This window comes from Hymenobacter monticola (assembly GCF_022811645.1).
Lineage (GTDB): Bacteria > Bacteroidota > Bacteroidia > Cytophagales > Hymenobacteraceae > Hymenobacter > Hymenobacter monticola.
Map to the genome: position 1 here is coordinate 4,780,559 of NZ_CP094534.1, position 21,836 is coordinate 4,802,394.

At 63.3% G+C, this 21,836-nt stretch carries 18 protein-coding genes; 14 read left to right on the plus strand and 4 right to left on the minus strand.

All coding sequences use genetic code 11. The annotated features are described in order from the left end of the window. Positions 1-229 precede the first annotated feature (229 nt). The 3 genes from MTP16_RS20010 to MTP16_RS20020 all read left to right on the plus strand — a co-directional run bounded on the left by MTP16_RS20010 (position 230) and on the right by MTP16_RS20020 (position 5,750). Positions 230-2,758 (plus strand): TonB-dependent receptor domain-containing protein, encoded by a 2,529-nt coding sequence (locus MTP16_RS20010; protein ID WP_243513116.1) that lies wholly within the window; start codon positions 230-232, stop codon positions 2,756-2,758. Positions 2,759-2,881: 123 nt separating this feature from the next. Next, complete coding sequence (locus MTP16_RS20015) at positions 2,882-3,640, plus strand: nuclear transport factor 2 family protein (protein WP_243513117.1); 759 nt, start codon at positions 2,882-2,884, stop codon at positions 3,638-3,640. A gap of 169 nt (positions 3,641-3,809) precedes the next feature. Further along, on the plus strand, positions 3,810-5,750 hold the full coding sequence (locus MTP16_RS20020; protein ID WP_243513119.1) for a M28 family peptidase: 1,941 nt from the start codon (positions 3,810-3,812) through the stop codon (positions 5,748-5,750). A 71-nt stretch (positions 5,751-5,821) separates the two neighbouring features. Here the strand turns inward: MTP16_RS20020 and MTP16_RS20025 are convergent, their stop codons facing one another. Next, a complete protein-coding gene (locus MTP16_RS20025; RefSeq protein WP_243513121.1) occupies positions 5,822-6,370 on the minus strand; it encodes a helix-turn-helix domain-containing protein in 549 nt (182 codons plus the stop codon). A 250-nt stretch (positions 6,371-6,620) separates the two neighbouring features. Here MTP16_RS20025 and hisS point away from each other — a divergent pair, with 250 nt between their 5' ends. The 8 genes from hisS to MTP16_RS20065 all read left to right on the plus strand — a co-directional run bounded on the left by hisS (position 6,621) and on the right by MTP16_RS20065 (position 16,278). After that, the gene (gene hisS, locus MTP16_RS20030) at positions 6,621-8,054 is read left to right on the plus strand and encodes a histidine--tRNA ligase (RefSeq protein WP_243513123.1); all 1,434 of its coding nucleotides are present in this window, start codon (positions 6,621-6,623) and stop codon (positions 8,052-8,054) included. Next, positions 8,054-9,262 carry a hypothetical protein gene (locus MTP16_RS20035; RefSeq protein ID WP_243513124.1) on the plus strand — a complete coding sequence of 403 codons (1,209 nt, stop codon included), beginning with the start codon at positions 8,054-8,056 and terminating at the stop codon, positions 9,260-9,262. Before hisS ends, MTP16_RS20035 begins: the two co-directional genes overlap by 1 nt. Before the next feature lie 17 nt (positions 9,263-9,279). Continuing rightward, positions 9,280-10,557 carry a hypothetical protein gene (locus tag MTP16_RS20040; RefSeq protein WP_243513126.1) on the plus strand — a complete coding sequence of 426 codons (1,278 nt, stop codon included), beginning with the start codon at positions 9,280-9,282 and terminating at the stop codon, positions 10,555-10,557. Positions 10,558-10,630: 73 nt separating this feature from the next. Further along, positions 10,631-12,124: a histidine ammonia-lyase gene (hutH, locus tag MTP16_RS20045; RefSeq protein WP_243513128.1), complete on the plus strand. Its 1,494-nt coding sequence runs from the start codon at positions 10,631-10,633 to the stop codon at positions 12,122-12,124. A gap of 244 nt (positions 12,125-12,368) precedes the next feature. Continuing rightward, positions 12,369-14,300 carry a T9SS type B sorting domain-containing protein gene (locus MTP16_RS20050; RefSeq protein ID WP_243513130.1) on the plus strand — a complete coding sequence of 644 codons (1,932 nt, stop codon included), beginning with the start codon at positions 12,369-12,371 and terminating at the stop codon, positions 14,298-14,300. A 132-nt stretch (positions 14,301-14,432) separates the two neighbouring features. Beyond that, on the plus strand, positions 14,433-14,771 hold the full coding sequence (locus MTP16_RS20055; RefSeq protein ID WP_243513131.1) for a YbaB/EbfC family nucleoid-associated protein: 339 nt from the start codon (positions 14,433-14,435) through the stop codon (positions 14,769-14,771). Next, a complete protein-coding gene (locus MTP16_RS20060; RefSeq protein WP_243513133.1) occupies positions 14,755-15,810 on the plus strand; it encodes a glycosyltransferase family 2 protein in 1,056 nt (351 codons plus the stop codon). The genes MTP16_RS20055 and MTP16_RS20060 overlap by 17 nt, the downstream gene beginning before the upstream one ends. Positions 15,811-15,834: 24 nt before the next feature. Beyond that, the gene (locus MTP16_RS20065; protein ID WP_243513134.1) at positions 15,835-16,278 is read left to right on the plus strand and encodes a hypothetical protein; all 444 of its coding nucleotides are present in this window, start codon (positions 15,835-15,837) and stop codon (positions 16,276-16,278) included. Between the two features lie 99 nt (positions 16,279-16,377). Here the strand turns inward: MTP16_RS20065 and MTP16_RS20070 are convergent, their stop codons facing one another. After that, the gene (locus tag MTP16_RS20070) at positions 16,378-16,596 is read right to left on the minus strand and encodes a PspC domain-containing protein (protein ID WP_046242767.1); all 219 of its coding nucleotides are present in this window, start codon (positions 16,594-16,596) and stop codon (positions 16,378-16,380) included. Positions 16,597-16,758: 162 nt separating this feature from the next. Between MTP16_RS20070 and MTP16_RS20075 the strand changes: the two genes are divergently transcribed. From MTP16_RS20075 to MTP16_RS20085, 3 genes are all read left to right on the plus strand, one after another. After that, positions 16,759-18,570 (plus strand): tetratricopeptide repeat protein, encoded by a 1,812-nt coding sequence (locus tag MTP16_RS20075; RefSeq protein ID WP_243513135.1) that lies wholly within the window; start codon positions 16,759-16,761, stop codon positions 18,568-18,570. A gap of 27 nt (positions 18,571-18,597) precedes the next feature. Then, positions 18,598-19,713 (plus strand): pyruvate dehydrogenase complex E1 component subunit beta, encoded by a 1,116-nt coding sequence (locus MTP16_RS20080; RefSeq protein ID WP_262922646.1) that lies wholly within the window; start codon positions 18,598-18,600, stop codon positions 19,711-19,713. Between the two features lie 186 nt (positions 19,714-19,899). After that, positions 19,900-20,472 carry a DinB family protein gene (locus tag MTP16_RS20085; protein ID WP_243513137.1) on the plus strand — a complete coding sequence of 191 codons (573 nt, stop codon included), beginning with the start codon at positions 19,900-19,902 and terminating at the stop codon, positions 20,470-20,472. A gap of 98 nt (positions 20,473-20,570) precedes the next feature. On the opposite strand, the gene MTP16_RS20090 is transcribed toward MTP16_RS20085, so the two are convergent. Together MTP16_RS20090 and MTP16_RS20095 are read right to left on the minus strand one after the other, a co-directional pair. After that, entirely contained in the window at positions 20,571-20,999 is a 429-nt protein-coding gene (locus MTP16_RS20090; RefSeq protein WP_243513138.1) for an acyl-CoA thioesterase, read from the minus strand. Positions 21,000-21,075: 76 nt separating this feature from the next. Continuing rightward, on the minus strand, positions 21,076-21,816 hold the full coding sequence (locus MTP16_RS20095) for a class I SAM-dependent methyltransferase (protein ID WP_243513139.1): 741 nt from the start codon (positions 21,814-21,816) through the stop codon (positions 21,076-21,078). Positions 21,817-21,836: the final 20 nt, after the last annotated feature.

Here is a 21,836-nt window from a genome sequence, read left to right on the forward strand (position 1 = left end):
AAATTATTTGAAACAGTACCTTGCTTTACAAAGTACCTGTTTTACATTTGTTCCATACAACACCAAGTAGCTGCTGTTAGCGTGTACCAAAGACGGCCCGCTACTGCCCGGTTTCCTCCCACTCACCGGGATTAACGGGCGACCAAGCTTCTCTCCTCCGCAGCGGAACCGCGGCCGCTGCCCGACCTGAGTTAGCCCCCTCGCCTACCCAATTCTCTTTTTCTGCATCATGAAAACTTTTCCCACCTCCGCTCCCATTTCCTGCGTCGGCCGCGTGTTGCCTGGCCTGATTGTCGCTGCGCTGGCTTTGCCGCTGGCCGCGGCGGCCCAAACCAGCGGCCCCGGCGCGGTGAGCGGCAGCCTGGTAGAAGCGGCTTCCGGCCAGGCCGTGCCCTTCTCCGATGTGCTGTTGCTGCGCGCCGCCGACTCCACGTTTGTGACCGTGGCCCAGACCACGGAGCAGGGCACGTTTAAGGCCAGCGCGCTTCCGCTGGGCACCTACTTGCTGCGCGTGCAGGACTTGAACTATCAGGTGTTGCGCCGCCGCTTTACGCTGACGGCAGCGGCCCCGGCCGTGCAGCTCCCGGGGTTGAAAATGGCCGCAGCTACCGCTACCAAGCTGAACGAGGTGGTGGTGACGGGCCAGAAGGCGGCCGTGGTGGAAGAGCTGGGCAAGCGCGTGATTAACGTGGAAAAGGACCTGGCCAGCGTGGGCGGCACGGCGGCCAACGTGCTGCAAAACGTGCCCTCGGTGAGCGTGGACGTGAACGGCACGGTCTCGATGCGCGGCACTTCCAACGTCACCATCCTCATCGACGGAAAGCCGGCCGGCGTGAGCAACGGCGGCTCGGGCGGCGGCCAGCGCCTCGACCAGATTCCGGCCTCGCGCATTGCCCAGGTGGAAGTTATTACCAACCCCTCGGCCAAGTACGACGCGGCCGGCGGCGGCGGGGTTATCAACCTGATTACGAAGAAAGAAACCCGCACGGGCACCAACGGCACGGCCGCCATCAACCTGGGTACCAACGACAAATACAGCGGCAACATCAGCCTGAGCCGCAAGGTGGGCAAGGCTACTTGGAGCGGCGGCTACGACGGCCGCGACGTGACCTACCGCAGCAAGGGCCACTCGGAACAGACGGCTTTGCTCGGCACCGAAACCATCCGCACCACGCAGGTGGCGGCCGGTAGCGAAGGCCACCGCAACCACTCGCTGCGGGCCGGCGTGGAGCTGGAATTGCCCAAGAGCCAGACGCTGGGCCTGAACGCCAGCATCGGCACCGAGCGCAACCTTGAAAGCGAAGGCCAGGAGCTGACCCAGCAAACCAACAACGGCCCCGTGCAGCGCGCCCGCGGCCAGCAGGACCTCGACGTGCAGGTGAAAGTGTACAACGCCGGCGGCAACTACCGCCGCACCTGGGCCGAGCACAAGGGCCGCGAGCTGTCGGCCAACTTTGGCGGCGTGGTGATTGACGCCACGGTGCCGGTGGTGCAGCGCCAGTACGCTGAGGTGGGCACCATTGCCCAGCCCGGCACCCGGCAGCAGCTCGACGTGCTGGCCAACATCCAGTTCGGACAGATTGACTACACCCACCCGCTGGCCGATGGCAAGGGCCGCCTCGAAATGGGCGCCAAGATTGAGCACCAGGGCAACCGCGGCAGCAACAGCTTCGGCTTCGCGGCCAACGAAAACCGCCCCAACGACTTCGTGAACGACCCCGCCCGCTCGCTCACCTACGCTTCCGACCAACTGGTGCCGGCCGCTTACGTCACGGCGCAGCACTCCTTCGGGCCGAAGTGGAACGCCCAGGCCGGCCTGCGTACTGAATACACCTACCTGAGCGGCAGCATTGCGGGCGGCGCGGGCGTGGCCCAGCGCGGCAGCCTGCAGCAGGACTACCTCAGCTTCTTCCCCTCGGCCCTCATTAGCCGCGACTTTGGCAAGGAGCCCGGCCAGAACCGCCTGCAGCTGAGCTACGCCCGCCGCCTCAACCGCCCTAACTTCATGCAGCAGCTGCCGCTGGCCATTTACCAGGACCCGCGCAGCTACCGCCTCGGCAACCCGCGTTTGCAGGCCGAGTTCAGCAACAACATCGAGCTGGGCCACCAGCTGACCGTGGGCCAGGCCACCATCACGAGCACCGTGTTTGCCCGCATCACCACCAACAGCATCCAGCGCCTGCGCTTCGTGGACACCACCGCCACCCGCTTGGCCGGCAACTCGGGCCTGGTGATGGGCGAAACCTACGACAACCTCGGCACCACTACCAACCTCGGCGCCGAGCTGAGCCTGAACCAGCCCCTGGCCAAGTGGTGGCGCCTGACGGCCAGCACCAGCCTCTACCGCGCCCAGATTGCCGGCAACGGCATCGGTAACAACCGCACGGCCTTGGTAGGCACCGCCCGCCTCGCCAACAACTTCACCCTGCGCCCCACCCTCGACCTGCAGCTGAGCGGCAACGTGCGCTCGGCCTCGCTCACGGCCCAGGGCCGGCAGCTGGCCTGGGGCCAGGTGGATTTGGCCCTGCGCCAGCGCCTCTTCTCCGACCGGGCCGCCCTCACCCTCCGCGTGTCCGACCTGTTCAACATGAACGCCTACCGCACCGAAATCGCCACCGCCGACCTCACCAGCACCCGCTACGCCAAGGACGAAACCCGCGTGGGCTGGCTGGGCTTCACCTGGTACATCGGCGCCAGCAAGGCCAAGCCGGGCCGCATCGAGGCCGCGCCCCAGGGCGGCGGCGGCTTCGGCGGCTGAGTTACTGAATCACCTGCGTTTTCCCTGATACCACCCCGCTTTTCTCTCCTTTTTTCTGCAAAAAGCCCCGCCGTCGGTTCGCCCAGCGGCGGGGCTTTTAATTTTTCCCCATCCTTCCTGGCCATGACCAAGTTTCTTTACCTGTTGCTCCCCGTCCTGCTGGCCGCCGGCCCTGCCACCGCCCAAACGGACCCACCGGCCACGGTCAACGTAGAAATTTCCATGCCCCGCGACAGCGCCCGCCAGTTTTTCGGCAGCTACCAGTTCGAGCCCAATTTCACGATGCGCATTTTCAGCGAAAACGGGAAATATTATGGGCAACGCGTCGGCGACCCCGAGCGGTTTCAGCTTTTCGCTAAGCAGGCCAACCGTTTTTTCCTCAAGGCCATGCCGGCCGAGCTGGAATTTGTGCGCGACGCCCGCGGGCGCTACCAGACGCTGGTGCTGCACCAGGGCGGCCGCAACATGCGCGCCCAGCGCACCCAGGCCCAGCCGGTCGAGCTCTACGACACGGTGCTGCACCTCGACAGCCTCTTGTACGGCGCCTACAACCGCCGCAACCTGCCGGTGCTGCTGGGCTATTTCGCCCCCACCCTGGAATTTTATCACGACCAAACCGGCTTCACAACCTACGCGGAAAATGCCCGGCGCTTCAAGGAAAACTTTGCCAAGCCCACCGTGATGCGGCGCGAGCTGGCCCCGGGCAGCCTTGAAGTGTACCCCATTGCGGGCTTCGGCGCCATTGAAATCGGCACCCACCGCTTCTACCAAACCGACCCGGGCCAGCCGGAAAGGCTGGTAGCCGAGCCCCGCTTCCTGCACGTGTGGCAGAATACCCAAGGCCGCTGGCAAATTGTGCGCATTGTGAGCTACGACCATTGAGGCACGGCGAATAGCTCCGGCCCTGTAATGCCGGCGGCCCCGCTGCGATTTAGCTAGTAGCGAGGCTCATTCAGAAATGCTGCCGAAGCCGTAGTTTCGCCGCCGAACCTGCAATTGCTTTATTCTTTCTGCTTTTTCTGCAACCCTCTTTCCTCACTATCTGACTTCTATGTCGAAACAACTCCCCCTGGCCGTCGCGCTTCTACTGGCGGCCGGCACCGCTTCGGCCCAATCGGGCAAGGTCAAAATCAAGACCAAGCCCGGCCGCAACCAAGAAGCCGCCGCTGCTACCGCCCCGGCCGCCGCGCCCACCGACTGGTCCGTGACCTACGCCAACACCATCACCCCGGCGGGCCTCAAAGCCGACCTCGACGTGCTGGCCTCCGATGCCTACGAAGGCCGCGAAACCGGCAAGAAGGGACAGAAAATGGCCGCCGACTACATCGCCAAAGCCTTCGCCGCCGACGGCCTGACCGGCCCCGTACAGGGTTCCGACAACCCCTACATCCAGCACTTCGGCATGAAGCGCACCACCCTCGACCTGCCCGGCAGCACCGTGAAAGTGGGCAGCCAGACCTTCCAGGGCAAGCGCGACTTCTACGCGGCCCTGACCAAAGTCTTCGCCGCGCCCGCGCCGCTGCAGCCGGCGTTTGTGGGCTATGGCATCAAGGACGACAAATATTCCGACTTCGCCACGGCGGCCGACTACAAGGGCAAAGACCTGATTATGCTGGCCGGCGAGCCCCTGAACGCTCAGGGCAAGTCGCTGATTGGGGCTGATGGCAAGCCCAGCCAGTTCGCGCCGGCTTCGTTGGCCGGGCTGGGGGCGCGGCGCTCTATTTTCGCGCTGCAACCGCGTTCCATCATTGTGGTAATGCCCACGGCGGCCGCCTATGCGGCAGCGCCCAAATCCTACGACCAGGTGATGGGCCACGAGGAGCTGGAGTTTGACGACGCCAAGCCGAAGGGATTTCAGTTCAACATCTTTGTGGTATCGCCCGAGATGGGGGCCAAGCTGCTGGGCACCACCCCGGCCGGCCTCGACAAGTACCGCCAGAGCGTGGGCCAGGCCGGCAAGCCGGTGGCCTCGCCCTTCAAGCCTGCCGCGGCCACGGCCCAGGCCAAGCTGAACACGGAGCCCTTCACTACCGAAAACGTGCTGGGCTATCTCGAAGGCGGCGACAAGAAGGACGAAATCATCGTGGTGTCGGCCCACTACGACCACCTCGGCATCAAGGACGGCGTGGTGTTTAACGGGGCCGACGACGACGGCTCGGGCACGGTGAGCGTGCTGGCCATGGCCCGCGCTTTCACCCAGGCCAAAAAGGAGGGCCACGGCCCGCGCCGCAGCATGCTGTTTCTGGCCAATACGGGCGAGGAAGAGGGCCTGCTCGGCTCGCAGTACTACACCGACCACCCTGTGTTTCCGCTCGAAAAGACGGTTACGGACCTCAACATCGACATGGTGGGCCGCGTGGACAGCCTGCACCAGGGCAAGGGCGACTACGTGTACCTGGTGGGCGCCGACCGCCTCAGCACCGAGCTAAACACCCTGAGCGAGGCCACCAACCAGCAGTACAGCCCGCTGGCCCTCGACTACAAATACAACGACCCGGCCGACCCCGAGCAGATTTACTACCGCTCCGACCACTACAACTTCGCCAAGCACAACGTCCCGATTATCTTCTACACCAGCGGCCTGCACCCGCAGTACCACAAAGCCACCGATGACATCGCACTCATCGATTTCCCGGCTATGGCCCGGCGCGACCAGCTCATTTTCCACACGGCCTGGGCACTGGCCGAGCGCGACACCCGCGTGGCCCTGAAACCCGAGTTCCTGAGCACCGGCTTCACCCCCGCCCCGGCCGACCTCGACCGCTACGTCGGCACCTACGCCAGCGCCCAGATTCCGCTCAAAATCACCTTTACCCGCGAGGGCAACGCCCTCAAGGCCCAGGCCACCGGCCAGCCCGCCTTCACGCTGGAAGCCGTGAGCAAGGATGTGTTCAAGTTCGACCCCGCCCAGCTGCGCGTAGAGTTTTCAGCCGACCAGCCCACCTTCAAGATGAAGCAGGGCGGCGCCGAGCTGGAGTTTAAGAAAGAGTAGCCTTCCTCCTCTCTTTCTGCGGAAAAGGCCCCGTCGTCGGTTCATCCGGCGGCGGGGTTTTGCTTTTAGGGCTATGCTGGTTTCGACGCGTTCAATGCCGCTTCCAAATGCGCAATTTCTGCCTGCAAGCCCGCCAAGCGGGCTTCGAGCAGTGCCCGCGTCTGCACACCGAATTTTGCCAAATCCGACGTAGCATCCTCGGCCATGCGGCCGGCCCAGGCCAGGTTGGGCATCGATGGCTCATCGGGCAGGCTGGGCAATGGAGCCCGTGGGGGCAGCACCGCCAGCCGCGCCGGCAGGGCCCGCCGGTGCCGAGCGGCCTGCAGCCGCGGCAGTTGCTGCGCCAAGGCAAGGGCAAGCTTTTGGGCCTCGGTGCGGCATACTTCCAAGCGGCTTTGCAGTCCATCAAGTGTTTTAGCCGTCGATTCTGCCGGGTCGGGCGGTAGGTCGGCGGGGGCGCTACCGTGCGGCGGGGGCATCAGGCTCAGCAAGGGCAGCATGCGCCAGGTAGCCACCATCGGCAACGGCCGGCGGTCCGCTTCAATATGCGTCAGCAGGCTACGGTCGATGCCAAGATACTGGGCCAAATCGGCTTGGCTGAGCCCAAAATGCGTGCGCATGGCCCGCAGGGTTGAATTACTATGATTCACGAAATCAGGTAAATAGTTAATCGAATCAATTGTCACACTATTTACGCAGTTTTAGTATAAAGTGACAATTAATATCACATTTAATTTCAAAACTTATAAATTTGTGACAATAATTGTCACATCTCATTATGGTGTTTGCGTTTTTGTGACAACACAGTATTAACCGTGGGCAGGTAGTTTTCGCCACTGGCTCGCCTAGCCCGTTACCTTTGCCTGCGTTATGCAAAAACCGAGTATTCCCAAGGGCACCCGCGACTTTGGCCCCGCGCAGGTGGCGCGCCGCCAGCACATTTTCAACGTCATCCGCCGCACGTTCGAGTCGTTTGGCTACGCGCCGCTCGAAACGCCGACGCTGGAGAACCTGTCGGTGCTCACCGGCAAGTACGGCGACGAGGGCGACCAGCTGCTGTTCAAAGTGCTGAACTCTGGCGATTTTGCCAAGGACGTGACGGCCGACGACCTGGCCACCGGCTCGAAAGCACTGCTGCCAAAAGTGGCCGAAAAAGGCCTGCGCTACGACCTCACCGTGCCCTTCGCCCGCTACGTGGCCATGAACCGCGGCACGCTCACCTTCCCCTTCAAGCGCTACCAGATGCAGCCCGTGTGGCGCGCCGACCGCCCCCAGCGCGGCCGCTACCGCGAGTTTTACCAGTGCGACGCCGACGTGGTGGGCACCGACTCGCTGCTCTGCGAAGCGGAAATCGTGCTCATGATGGCCCAGGTGCTCGGCGGCCTCGGCCTGCACGACTTCACCATCAAAATCAACCACCGCGGGGTACTGCGCAACATCTACCAGGCGCTGGGCGGCGAGGGCCGCGAAACGGATTTGTTCGTGGCCATCGACAAGCTCGATAAAATCGGGCGCGACGGCGTGAGCAAGGAGCTGCTGGAACGCGGCTTCTCGGCGCCGACTATCGACACCTTGTTTGAGTTGCTCACGGTGGAGGGCACCTACGAGGAGAAGCTGCAGCGCCTGCTGGCCGGCTTTGTGACGGCGGGCGTGGAGCCCGACGGCGTGCGCCCCACCACCGCCGACGTGGAGGCCGACTCGCCCGAGCCGCTGGCCAACTACCTCGGCCTTACCGAGCTGGCCGAGGTGCTGGACATCCTGCACGCCTCCGGCTTCCGGCAGTTCGACCGGCTGGAGTTTGACCCCACGCTGGCGCGGGGTCTCTCCTACTACACGGGCTGCATTTTCGAGGTTAAAATCAACAACGTGCAGATGGGCAGCGTGAGCGGCGGCGGGCGCTACGACAACCTCACGGGCTCGTTCGGATTGCCAGGCGTGTCGGGCGTGGGCTTCTCGTTCGGCGTCGACCGGCTGTATGACTGCCTGGAAGCGCTGGACCTGTTCACGGTGACGGGCGAAACGCCCACCCGCTGCCTCATCACCCACTTCGACGTGGCCAGTGGCCGGGCCGCCCTGCCCCTGCTGGCCGAGCTGCGCGCCGCCGGCATCCCCAGCGAGCTGTACCCCGACGCCAGCAAGCTGCAGAAGCAGTTCAAGTACGCCGATGCCAAGGGCATTCCGCTGGTCATCATCATGGGCCCGGAGGAAGCGGCGGCCGGCGTGGTGAAAATCAAAATCATGCAAACCGGCGTGGAGCGCGTGCTGCCGCTGGGCGAAGTGGTGGCGGCCCTCACGGCGGAGTAATGAAACGGACCGGCGCGGGCTGGCAGCACGCCAGCGGCTTATTGATTTTAGCCGCGTTGGCCAGCTGCCAGCCCGAGCGGCCTAAAGAAAAACCCAACGGTGCCGGGCCGCGGCCACCCGCGCCGCCCGTGGCCGCGCAAGCCCCCGCCGCACCAGTAGCGGCCGGTGCATCAACTGATACCCTGCTACGCTCAGCTCCGGCCCGCCCGGCAAACAAGGAGCCGGTGAAGCCGGGTTGGCAATTGGTGAGCAGCCCGGTCTTGCGGCGCGTGCTGCAAGTGCACCGCTACGTGGGTACCATCGGTGGCCAGCTGGCCACAGCCGAATTGCAGTGGCACAACCCCGACTCAATAACCGGCCGCTTTTATCTGCACCGCACCGACTCCGAACACCTTTGGGAGTACGTGAGAAAGGGAAAGTGTCCGGTGGTGTTCGACTTTGCCGAAGACGGGCAGTGGCGGCTGTCGGGCCTGCCCGGCGGGCCCACCCTGCGCGCCACTTGGCACCAAGGCCGCCGCCGACAGAGCGTAGCCCTGCAGGAGAATTACGCCGGGGCGGTGCGCTACGGCATCCGCCGCCTGTTGCGAGTCGAAGTGGCGGATACCACGGCCGGCTCGGCGTATGAAGTGAAGGCCTCGGTTGAGCGCGATTTTCTGATGCTGCCAGCTCCCGCCTCGGTGCGGCTGCCGCTGCGACGGCTGCTGAACCCTGGCCCCAAGGCCCGGCTTCGGCTGCTTCATGACCTTCAAGAAGGCAATTCCGTCGTAACCCATCGGCTAAACGTGCGCCTTAATGACTTTGGCCTGTTCAGCTATCAAACCTGCCATTTCTCGCGTGAGTCGGGTGGTACCCCCAGCGTAGGTTTCGAAAGCACGCTGCTGGACCTGACCACCGGGCGGCCTATCACCGTGGACAGCCAGCTGCGGCCCGGCTATGAGCTGGCCCTGCGGCAGCTGATTATGCAGCATGTTCTGCACGATGCTGAATTTGATGAACAAGAGCGGAAATGGTTGACAGACGATTGGAAAAGCACTCATCTGGCAGACTTTCCGGATATGGATTTGGGTTTGACCGCGACCGGGCTGGAAGCGGTGTATTGGCAGCCCATGTATCCCGAATCGGTGTTCATTCCCTACCGCGAATTGCGCCCGCTGGTGCGCCCCGGTACCCCGCTGGCCCGCATGCTGTCCGCCCGCAAGCTATGGTAGTTGCCCTGCACACTTATATGGTCCACGAATGCCGGCCGCTGCGGCTGGCCAGCGGCTTGCTGCTGCTCGCCGTCCTGTCCGGCTGCCAGCCCGACCCGCCAAAGGAGCAGCCGGCTCAGGCATCAAAGCCGCCCCCCCCACCATTCACCGAGCGGCCGCCGGCGGCCTGGGCAACTGCGCAACTGCCGCCTTACACCATCGAGCGCCAAGCGGCGATGGAGGCAGAAGCCGCCGCCGCCGACACCTTGGGGTGCGTGCCGCAGCCTATGCGCTTCAGCGCCTTAGCAACCGGGCCGGTATTCCGCCGCTACACCGGTATAATTGACCAGGCGCGCGTGACCGTGGAGTTGGGCTGGACGCGCCCGGACTCGATAACCGGCCGTTTCTACCGCTGGCGGGGCGGGCCGGAGTATGCGCTAGGTGCCGTTGACCAGCCATCCAAGCCGTTGGTGCTGCCGGTGCTAGAAAGCTTCAACGGAGTCGGCGCGGGCACCTGGCGACTGGCGCGGGTGCCCACATCGGTACTGGCCGGCGTGTGGGTCGACACCAGCGGTCACCGCCATCCTTTTCAGCTGCGCGAAAACTACACCGGCGCGGTGCCCTATGAAATCCAGGTGCTGAAACAAACCGGCGGCAAGCCCAATTCCGACGAGCCGCACGACTGCCGGGTTCCTTTTTTGCGGCAGGAGTATCTGCACCTGCGGGGCGTAGCGGGCCGTCGCCCGGCGCTGCGCCGCCTGCAACCGCCGCCCCTGGCCGTGCGCCGCCGGCACCTGCGGGCCGCGTATGAGTTCTCCCGCACCGAATGCGGCGTGGTGGTGCGGCTCAACGGCTTCAACCTCCTGAGCTACGAAGCCACCTACCAGGATGACCAATTCGGAGGAAATCGGCCGCTGACCAGCGTGAAAAGCTTTCTGGTAGACCTGGCTACCGGGCAGCCGCTCACCATCGCCAGCCAGCTGCGGCCCGACTATGAGCGGCCCTTGCGCCAGCTGCTCACCGAACAGCTCCTAAAAGATTACGGCCCGGACGAGGACTGGAAATGGCAGCAGCCGGACCGCGCCCCCGCCGACCAGCTGGCCGACCTGCCCCGGCCCGAGGACGAACCCCTCACCGACGAAGAGCTGTTGCTAACCGGCGAAGGCCTGGAAGCCACCTACTCCAAGTACAGTGTGTACGCCAACCCCGGGCCGGTGCCGCCAGCTTACGTCCGCATTCCCTACCGGGCGCTGCGCCCGCTGGTGCGCCCCGGTACCCCGCTGGCCCGCATGCTGGCCGCGCGGGGGCTGTGGTAGCCCGGGCTGTCGCCGGGGCCGGAATTGCCGCTATTTTTGTAGCCACCCCTCACCGCCCCTCACCCCTCGTTTAATGCCCACCCATACCCTTTCGCCCGCGCAGCCCCTCACCCTGGCCGCGCTGGCCACCATGCTGGCCGACGGCCGCCCCGTGCAGCTCGGCGACGACGCTAAGCAGCAGATTGCCGCCTGCCATGCCTACCTGCACCAGCGCCTGGCCCACGACGACCAGCCGATTTACGGCATCAACACCGGTTTCGGCTCCTTATATAACGTGGGCATTGCGCCCGAGGAGCGCGCCCAATTACAGGTAAACCTGATGATGTCGCACGCCTGCGGCACCGGCGCCGAAGTGCCCCAGCACCTGGTGCGCCTTATGCTTTTCCTCAAAGCTCAAAGCCTGAGCTACGGCCACAGCGGCGTGCAGGTGGCTTCCGTCGAGCGCCTTGTGGCCATGTACAACCGCGAGCTGCTGCCCGTGGTGTACGAGCAGGGCAGCCTCGGTGCCTCTGGCGACTTGGCCCCGCTGGCTCACCTGTGTTTGCCGCTGCTGGGCTTGGGCGAGGTGAACTACCAAGGTTACCGCCTGGCGGCGGCCGACGCCATGAGCCTCTTCAGCTGGGAGCCCATCGCGCTGCAAGCCAAGGAAGGGCTGGCGCTGCTGAACGGCACCCAGTTTATGCTGGCCTACGCCGTGGATGGCGTGCTGCGCGCCCAACGCCTGGCCAACGCGGCCGACGTCATCGGCGCGCTTTCCACCGAAGCCTTCGGGGGCTGCGACGACCCGTTCAACGAGAACCTGCACCGCATCCGGCCCCACGCCGGGCAGGTGACGGTGGCCCGGCGCCTGCGCGAGCTGCTGACCGGCTCGGAACTGCAAACCCAGCCGCGCCACGCCGTGCAGGACCCCTACTCCTTCCGCTGCCAGCCGCAGGTGCACGGCGCCTCGCGCGATGCCCTGGCCTACGTGGCCCAGGTGGTGGAAACCGAGTGCAACTCCGTGACCGACAACCCCAACATCTTCCCCGACGAAGACCTGATACTAAGCGGCGGCAACTTCCACGGCCAGCCCTTGGCCCTGGCCCTCGACCACCTGGCCGTGGCCGTGGCCGAGTTGGGCAGCATCTCGGAGCGCCGCACCTACCAGCTCATTTCGGGCCAGCGTGGCCTGCCCACCTACCTGGTGGCCGAACCCGGCCTGAACTCCGGCCTGATGATTCCGCAGTACACCGCCGCGGGCATTGTGAGCCAGAACAAGCAGCTCTGCACGCCGGCGTCGGTGGACAGCATCGTGAGCAGCAACGGCCAGGAAGACCACGTGAGCATGGGCGCCAACGCCGCCACCAAGAGCCGCCGCGTGCTCGACAACGTGGAGCAGGTGCTGGGCATTGAACTGCTGACGGCCGTGCAGGCGTTGGCTTTCCGCCGCCCCGGCCGCACCTCGGCGGCGCTGGAGCGCGTGGTGCAGGCCTTTGGCGAGGAAGTGAAGTTTGTGGTGCGGGACCGGGTGCTGTACCCAGACCTGCACAAGGCGGCCGCTTTTGTTCGGACGTTTGACTGGCAATAAGCGAACAGGGTTGTTCGTAATGAGTTCGGTTTTGTCGAACCATTCGCCGCGGCCCGAATTTTGTGCGTTGCAGGGCCGTGGTGCTTTTCCTACGAATTGAAAGTTATTTATGAGGTGGGTGTACTGGTTTTATTGTTTCGTGGTGCTGGGATTGGGCTTCTCAACGCCCTCTTACGCCCAACCTCCTCAACCTTCCCAGTGCGCGAGTACCCCACAGCCCGACAGTACTTTCCACGCTGTTGATGTGCAAACCGGCAAGCGGGTGACTTCCTTTTGCGTGGGCCGCAGCGTGCAGTTCAGGCTCGACGGGGGCCGCAATATTGCTAACCCCAATAACTTCGTGTATTACGGCGTGAAACCGGGCACCGGTGCGGCTGCCGACTGGCCGGCCTGCACCCCGAACCCCTCGAATAGCAATCCGGCCGCCCCTAATTACGCCACTTACGTGTACACGCCCACCCGCGCCGATGTGGGGCTCGTCACGGTTTCGGAGCTGGCCACCGCTGATAATACGATTCTGCCGCCACGCGGCGCAACCTATTACATTCACACTTACCAGGTATTCGACAATGTAGCGCCCACCTTCACGGTGGCGCCGTGCCCCAGCAACAATGCGCTGGTGACCATCACCGATATCACTTACAACAGCTACACCGTCCAGGCTGGCACCGGCGCGGTGCAAACCATCGCACCTGGTCAATCAAAAGTCAATACCGTTACGCTAAATGGGGCCACTTCCGTCACGGTTCGGGGTTTTCATAATGCCCCCAACACCTGCGAAAGCCTCCCCTCGACGCAGACTATTGCCCCGCTGGCGCCCCCCCAAACTCCGCTCCTGACCTCGCTTACCCTCCAGGCCTCCCTGCCCAGCGGCGCAGCCACGCTAGTCGTGGGCCAGCTGCCGACCGGCTACACCTACACCTTGCAGCGCACCGATGCTAGCGCGCCTGGTGGCTACACCCCGGTGGCCAACGTGCCGGCCGGCAGTCCTCCTATCACCTTGGGCACTGTGGTTGCCAATAGTGGCTACCGCCTGTTGCGCACCGACCCTTGTAACAGTCTTCCTGACGTTTCGGAGCAACTCTATCCTCTCAGCTTAAGCGGCAATTCTACACAGAATCGTAACCAGCTGCTTTTCAACGACGGCGGTGCGCCCGGCACCACCTATACCGTGACGCGCGATGACATTCCGTTCACCGCCTTCACCGTCATTCCCGGCGGGCTGGAAGATGCTACCGGAACCTGTAAGACCCGTTACCGCTACCGGGTGACGGCTACCTACCCGCGCGGCGGCAAGTCGGTTTCCAACGAAATCACCATTCTCACGCAGTCCAACTTACCGCCGCCTCAGCCCAAGCTGCTGGCCAGCTTCAACGTGCGCAACGTGGTGGAGCTGACGCCCCTGCTCACTCCCCCCACGCTACCCACCGGCAGCACGCTTTACTACCGCAAGGCCAGCGGCGGGGGCACGCCGGTCGCCCTGGCCACCACCACCACGGCGCGCCCCGCGCGCGACTCTACCGCCCTGGCCGACCTACGCGCCTCGCCACCTTGCTACTCGCTGCGCCAAGCCGATGTATGCGAAAACGCATCGCCCGAAAGCGCCAGCACCTGCCCGGCCCTGCTCAGCGCGAGCCCGGCCGATGCCGACGGCAGCACCGCCACCCTGACCTGGACGCCCTTCACCGGCCCCGACCCCAGCCAGCCGGCCACCTACGTGCTCCAGCGCCTGGGGCCGGACAATGCCGTGCAGCCCGGCAGCGTGCCCGTGACGGGCAGCACCTATACCGACCTGACGCCGCCCACCAACCGGCAAGTGCTGCGCTACCGCCTGCAAATCAGCGGCGCGGGCTTGCCGCCGGGCACGTTCAGCTACTCCAACATTGCCATCGTCTCGCGCCGGCTGTCGCTCACCATCCCCACGGCCTTCACGCCCAACGGCGACGGACTGAACGACGGGCTGGAAGTGAAAGGCAAGTACCTGGATAACTACAAGTTTGTGGTGGTGGACCGCAACGGGCAGGAGGTATTTCGGGGCACCAAGCGGACCGATGTGTGGGACGGCACCATCCGGGGCCACGCGCCGGTAATGGGCGCTTACGTGTGGCGCTTCAGCCAAAACAACGAGGACGGCAGCCCGTTCACGGCCACGGGCACGGTCACCATTCTGAAATAAATACGTCCCGACATTTGGGCCGCAACAAACCCTGAAGCCCGTTTGGGCGTCTTTGGGTGGCAATGCGCAAGATGGCACTCTTCTCAGCGGCCCAATTGTTCATTGCTCATTGATTAACTGACAACTGATACCATGGCATTCGATATCACCGGCATGATGGGCAAAGTGAAAGAGCTGCAAGACAAAATGCAGCAGGCCCAGCAGGAAATTCAACACATCACGGCTACCGGCGAAGCCGGCGGCGGCCTGGTGCGCGCCACGGCCAATGGCCACCGCAAAATCCTAAAGCTCGAAATCGACGACACCCTGCTCACCCCGCAAGACCGCGACATGCTGGCCGACCTCGTGGTGGCCGCCGTGAACAAAGCCCTCGATGAAGCCGCTGAGCTGGCGGCCCAGGAATTGAAGCGCAAAACCAGTGGCCTGATGCCCAACGTGCCCGGCCTCGACCTGAGTGGCTTTGGCGCCTAGTGCGGCCCGGGTCGGCGTGTGCGCCGACGTGGCCATCGTCATCCTGAACTGGAACGGCGCTGCTTTCCTAAGCCGCTTCCTGCCCGGCGTCATCACCCACGCCGACGGCGCCCGCATCATCGTGGCCGATAACGCCTCGACCGACGACTCGGCCGAGGTGCTTTCGCGCGACTTCCCGCAAGTGGAAATGATGCTGCTGGAGCGCAACTTCGGCTTTTGTGAAGGCTACAACCAAGCGCTAGCGCAGGTCGACAGCGACTTTTTCGTGCTGCTCAATTCCGACGTGGAAGTGACCCTGGGCTGGCTGCGTCCGCTGCGTGCCCTGCTCGAGGCCCAGCCGCGGGTGGCCGCCGTGCAGCCCAAAATCCTGGCCGCCGCCGACCCCACTTACTTCGAGTATGCCGGTGCCGGGGGCGGCTACCTCGACCGCTTGGCCTACCCCTTCTGCCGCGGCCGCTTGTTTGATACGCTCGAAAAAGACCACGGCCAATACGACGACCCGCGCCCCGTGGCCTGGGCCAGCGGCGCCTGCCTGCTGGTGCGCCGCAGCGCCTGGCAAACCCTGGGCGGCCTGGAACCGGCCTTTTTCGCCCACATGGAGGAAATCGATTTCTGCTGGCGCTTGCAGAATGCCGGACACGAGGTGTGGTACCACGGCGGCAGTGCCGTGCACCACGTGGGCGGCGGCACCCTACCCAAAACCAACCCCCGCAAAACCTTCCTCAACTTCCGCAACGGCCTGGCCCTACTTTACAAAAACGCGGCCCCCAGCGAGCTACTTTGGGCCATGTGGCAGCGCCTGGTGCTCGATGGCGTGGCGGGGCTGAAATTCCTGGCCAGCGGCGAGTTTGGCAATTTTTGGGCGGTGCTGCGGGCGCACTTTAGCTTTTACGGCGCCTTTGGTTACTGGCGCCAGCGGCGCAAGGCCGCCCGCCCGCACCTGCGCGTGGGCCAACGGGCCGGCGTGTACAAAGGCAGCGTAGTGTGGGCCTATTTTGCCCGGGGCAAACGCAAATTTTCAGAGTTAGGTATTCACTGACATCTAACTTGAGTTAGCCAGAACGTGTACCCCGAAGCTCCGCTTCGGTTCTTTGAACAATTTCAATACGGGCCAAAGCGGAGCTTCGGGGTACACGTTCTGGCCTTACCTTGCTGCCAAACCAACTTTATTTCCTGCTTCGCGATGAAAAAATCGCTGCTTTTGCTATTGGCCAGCTTGCTGCTAGTCCTGACTTCGCCAGCCCCCGCGAACGCGCAGATGTTTCATCGCCTGGGCCACGCCAACCGCTCTCGCACCAAAAAGGCAGAGCACTCGAACAAGCACGTCAAGCACCGCGACAAGAAAAAGGTCAAGAAGAAAAAACCCGAGAACGACAAAAGCCGCCGCCGCAAAGAAGCCAAGCTGCAAAAGGAGCGCCGCGAGGACGGCGGCCGGATTCCCGCCGAAGCTACGGAGCCTGAAAAGTCGGATTCAGATAAATCGGAATCGGATAAAAAGGAGGAATAAATGCCAACAAGTCCTACATAGGTATCAACAAGAAAGGGAACCCCGTTGGGGCTCCCTTTTCTATGAAACAACTTTAAAGCAAGCCGAAGCTTTGCGTCTTTACAAATCCCACACGGTGCTGCGCTGCTGGCGCATGGCCCGGCGCACGTTCATCCAGAACGCTCCGGCAAAGTAGAGCACGATGGGCGAGCCAAACGTGAAAAACGACGCGTACACAAACGAGAGCCGCACGCTGCGCGTGCTGAACCCCCACTTTTGGGCCAGGGCCGAGCACAAACCAAAAGACTGCGTTTCGAGGTAGTCGGTGAAGCGTTTCATGGGCGGTAGCGGCTAACAAAATACAGATTGTCTGGGCTAAGATAAGGCTTTGGGCAACCGAGGGCAAGCCCGGCCACGTAATTTCGCCGGCCCGGGCCCGACTAATTGGACGCCTTTTACGTTGAAAGGGCTAGCTTTCGTTTTCCGTTGTTGCATATTTTGATGAGTTATTTTTTGCGGCCGGTGGCCCACGGGTTGCTGGCAGCCACTTTGTTACTCTCGGCCTGTGCCCTACCGCGGGTGCTGAAACAGGCCGAAGCCGGGCGCACCGTGGCGGCTCGCCCCGCCCCCTTGCTGGCCTCGGGCGAGGCCGTGCCGTTTGAGGTAACGGCCCGCGTGCCAGCCAGCCACCTGCACAAGGGTGTCGCTTACGAGCTGCTGCTGCGCTACCGCTACGAGCACGGCCTGCGCGAAGACACGCTGGGCCGCCTCACCTTCACGTCGGGCAATTATGTGTACGACGACGAGCACAAGGGCCTGCTCGTCGCCACTCAAAAATTCAGCATTCCCAACACGCCCGGCCGCAACCCCGGCGAGTTGCTGGCCCACGGCCAAGTGCGCGAGCTGAAAAAGAACGGCAAAGTGCTGCGCGCCACCGCCGACGTGCTGGTAGCCCGCGGCATTGCCGACCCGGCCCGCCTCGTGACGCGCGAAGACACTGTGCTGACGCTGCTGTCCGAGCATGCCAACAACACCATGAGCGGCACCCGCGTGCTGCCTTTTTATTTCGATGAGGATAAGTGGTTTATCCGTGGCTACCTGGGCACCAACGTGCAGGCCTTGGAAGACCTCATCGACGCCAACCAGCACACCAGGCAGGTGCTCATCATCGCGGGCCACTCGCCCGACTCGACAGACGCCCACAACCGCGCCCTGGCCAGCAAGCGCGTGCGCATGCTGCTCTACTACTACAAGCAGCGGGTGAAAACCTTCTCGTATCTCAATAAAAACGAGAACATTCGTTACGACACGCTGGCCTACGTGCGCAAGTGGGATACCTTCCTGAGCAAAGTCACGTCCTCCGCCCTCAAGCCCGACCAGATTGACTCCGTGGTGTCCATCATCAACGACACGCGCGGCACCTTCGAGCAAAAGGAAAAGGCCCTGCACAAGCTCTCCTATTTCGATTACATCGAAGACTACATCTACCCCGTGCTGCGCTTCGGCACCGTGGCCGTGACCTACACCGCTCCCAAGCGCTACGACTCGGAGGTATATCTGCTCTCGAAAAAAATCGTGGAAAAGCAGGTAGAAGCCGACGCCCTCACGCCCGAGGAGCTGCGCTATTCGGCCACGCTCACGCCGCTGCTGGCCGAGAAGCAGCGCATCTACGAAGTGGCCGCCGCCAACAATCCCAACAGCTGGGAAGCTTTCCACAACCTGGGCGTAGTGCTGCTGCAGCGCGGGGAAAAAGAGCCTACCGCCAAAACCCAGAAGGCCTATTATCACCGCGCCGCTGTGAATTTCACGCTGGCCGCCCACCGCAACCCCACGGCTGAGTTCTTTTACCACGCCGCCACCGCCTACCACCGCGCCGGCGACCGCCTCGAAGCCCTGCAGAATTACGACTACGCCATCAAGCTGGGCGGCCCGCGCCCGCTGCTGCGCAAAATTTTCTCCGACCGCGCCGCACTGGAAATCGAAGTAGGCCAGCCCGATGAGGCCCTGCGCAACCTGCAATACGCCGGCCCCTCCTACCAGAACGCCCTCAACAAGGGCCTGATTCTGGTGGGCCGCGAGGGCTACGACCTGGCCCTGGAGCAGTACCGCCTCGCCCAGGCCCTGCGCCCCACGGCCGCCGCGCCCGTCTACGGCATGGCCGTGGTAGCCGCCCGCCAGAAAAACGAGGCCGAGATGGGCCAGCTACTCAAGCAAGCCATCGCCCTCGACCGCAGCTACGCCCAGCGCGCCGTGGAAGACCTGGAGTTTCAGGACTACGCGCAGGGCAAGGTGTTTCGGGAGGCGTTAAAATAGGGTAAGAGGGTGCAGGGGTAGGAGGGCATGAGTTATTCGCTGATTGAAAAACTCATACCCTCCTACCCCCGCACCCTCTTACCCTATTATTTGCCCACCGCCGCCGCCTGTCGTAGCTTTGCCGAACGGCTGAAAACCGGCTTTACCCTAAAGAAAACCATGCGTCAAATTCAATTTCGTGAGGCCTTGCGCGAGGCCCTGTCCGAGGAAATGCGCCGCGACCCGCGGGTGTTCCTCATGGGCGAAGAAGTGGCCCAGTACAACGGTGCCTACAAAGTGAGCCAAGGGATGCTCGACGAGTTCGGCCCCGAGCGCGTGATTGACACCCCGATTGCTGAGCTGGGTTTTGCCGGCATCGGCGTGGGCGCCGCTGCCAACGGCCTGATTCCGGTCATCGAATTCATGACCTTTAACTTCTCGCTGGTAGCTATTGACCAGGTGATTAACTCGGCTGCCAAGCTGTATTCAATGTCGGGCGGTCAGTACTCCTGCCCCATCGTATTCCGCGGCCCGACGGGCAACGCCGGCATGCTCAGCAGCCAGCACTCGCAGAACTTCGAGAATTGGTACGCCAACACGCCCGGCCTGAAAGTGGTGGTTCCCTCGAACCCCTACGACGCCAAGGGCCTGCTGAAATCGGCCATTCGCGACCCCGACCCGGTTATTTTCATGGAGTCGGAGCTGATGTACGGCGACAAGGGCGAAGTGCCCGAGGAAGAGTACCTGCTCGAAATCGGCAAAGCCAACGTGGTGCGCCAGGGCAAACACGTGACGCTGGTGAGCTTCGGCAAAATGATGAAGATTGCCTACACCGCCGCCGACGAGCTGGCCAAGGAAGGCATCGAAGCCGAAGTAATCGACTTGCGCTCGGTGCGCCCGATTGACTACGACACGCTCATCGCCTCGGTGAAGAAAACCAACCGCATGGTGGTAATTGAGGAAGCCTGGCCGCTGGCCAGCATCTCGAGCGAGCTGAGCTACATCGTGCAGCGCCGCGCCTTCGATTTCCTCGACGCGCCCGTTATCCGCATCACCTGCGCCGACGTGCCCCTGCCCTACGCGCCCACGCTCATCGAAGCCTCGCTGCCCAACGTGGCCCGCGTGGTGAAAGCCGTGAAGGAAGTGACTTACGCCAAGGCGTAATTTCTGGCTCAGTTTTAGATTAAAAGCCCCGCTGGTACCGCCAGCGGGGCTTTTTCTTTACCCGACAATAAATAACCGGGGCGGCAGCTCGCCATAAAATTGTTGAGTTTAACGGGGCAATGCCGCTACCCAGCCGGAAACTTCCCGTACTTTTCCGCACTCCCACCAATCCCAATTCCCACCGCCATGAACCACCGCCTGCACCTCAAGCTTGAACAGCTGGAACGCGCCACCGAACGCCTGCTGGCCTCGGCTGAAGCGCTGGGGCCGGACAGCAGCAAGGCGCCGGCACCGGGCAGTTGGTCGGCCAACCAAGTGGTGCATCACCTGCTGTTTATTGAGGGCAACATTGTGCAGTACATTCAGAAAAAGATGCACGCCGAAGAAATGTTGCCCAAAGTGGGCATGCTGACGCGGCTGCGGGCCCGCGTGGTGCGGCTGTTGCTGCGGCTGCCCGGCTTCAAGTACAAGGCCCCGCGCGGCGTGGCCACCCTCACCAATGCCGGCAACCTGCCTAGCCTCCCCGAACTGCGCCAGAACTGGGAAACCACCCGCCGCCAACTGGAGCGCCTGCTCAACGAGTTTCCGGGCCGGCAGCTGAACCGGGCCATTTTCCCGCACCCCCGCTCGGGTCGCATCACCATCTATCAGGTGATGGAATTTTTGCTCGACCACCTGCTACACCACCAGCAGCAGATGAACCGCATCACGAAGACGCTCCGACCGGGCGCTGTGGTTCGGAATGCGGTTGAGGCCTAAAGCCCAAGTACCCCGAGGCTCCTGCTTCGGCCCGGTAGGATATCAGTTGTTCCAGGTGGGCCGAAGCAGGAGCTTCGGGGTACTCGTGCCATGCGGCGCTACTTGACCGGGGTTTCGTATACCGGCATTGATTTGAAGGCTTCGGCTAGCTCCGTGGGCGGCACGGTGAGTTTGCGGCGGTCGAGGTCGAGCCAGGCGCCGTCGACGGTGACGGTGGCGGCCACGCGGCCATCGGCTTTGAAAATGGTATGCACGATGGTCCAGCGCGAGCCGTCTTCACTGGCGGCGGCCAGGTGTCCGTCCACGCGGATTTCTTCGCCGATGTTTACCTCTTTCAGGTATTTGGTTTCTTCCCGAAACAGGATGGGGCCGAGGCGCAGCTCAGCGAAGCGTTTCACATCGAAGCCCCACTGGGCCAGTAGTACCACGCGCTGGTCAGCGGCAAAATCGGCGTAGGCGGAGTGGCGCATGTGGCCATTGGGGTCCATGTCGGCCCAGCGCGTGCGGTAGGTAATAGCGTTGGTCATTTTTGAGGATGAGAAATTAAGTTAGAAGCAGACGGTTATGCCGAACATAGTCGGGACACAATCGGCAGGTTATTCTCTACTGGTTCAAGGGCGTCAGTCGCACCAGGTATTGCTCGTTGTCGTCTTCGCCAATAAAATCGGCGGCGTAGCCAGCAGCTTCGGCAGCGTCGTTGAGCAGGGCTGCGTCTACAAACAGCCAGGGGAAGGGCTCGCCGGTTTGGCCTTTGTAGCTGAGCGTATATTCTACCTCGCCGTAGTAGGGGCCGTTGAGGTTGATGAGCAAAGCGCCGTCTTCGTCCTCGTAGAGGTAGCGCACGTCGGAGGACGTGGCCAGAATCTGGCCGCCGGGCGCCAGCAGCGTGCGGGCGTGAGCCAGGAATTTGTCGAGGCCTTCGAGCGTACCGGTCAGGCCGAGGCCGTTCATGAGCAGCAGAATGGTATCGTAGGGCAATTCGGTGGCGGGCTTAGGAGCAAACAAGTCGTGGCGGGCCACGTTGCGCACGCCGCGCTCGGTCATCACCTGCACCGCGCCGGCCGATACGTCCACCGCTTTCACGTAGTCGAAGCCCCGGCTCTGTAGTTCCAGGCTGTGGCAGCCGGCGCCCGCGCCGAGGTCGAGCACGCGGCCGCGGCTCTCGTCGAGGGCCTGACGCTCCAGCTCGGGCATTTGCAGCACGGTGCGGAAGAAATAGGCGGCGGGCAGCGGCTCGTCGTCGGCCGCACTGCAGTGCACGGTAACGGCGGCGGCCTTGGCCTTGCCGTGGTGGTAGTCGAGCAGGGCCTGGCCCAAGATGTCGGGAGCGGAAGTGGTGGTCATAAGAAAATAGGCCGCGTACT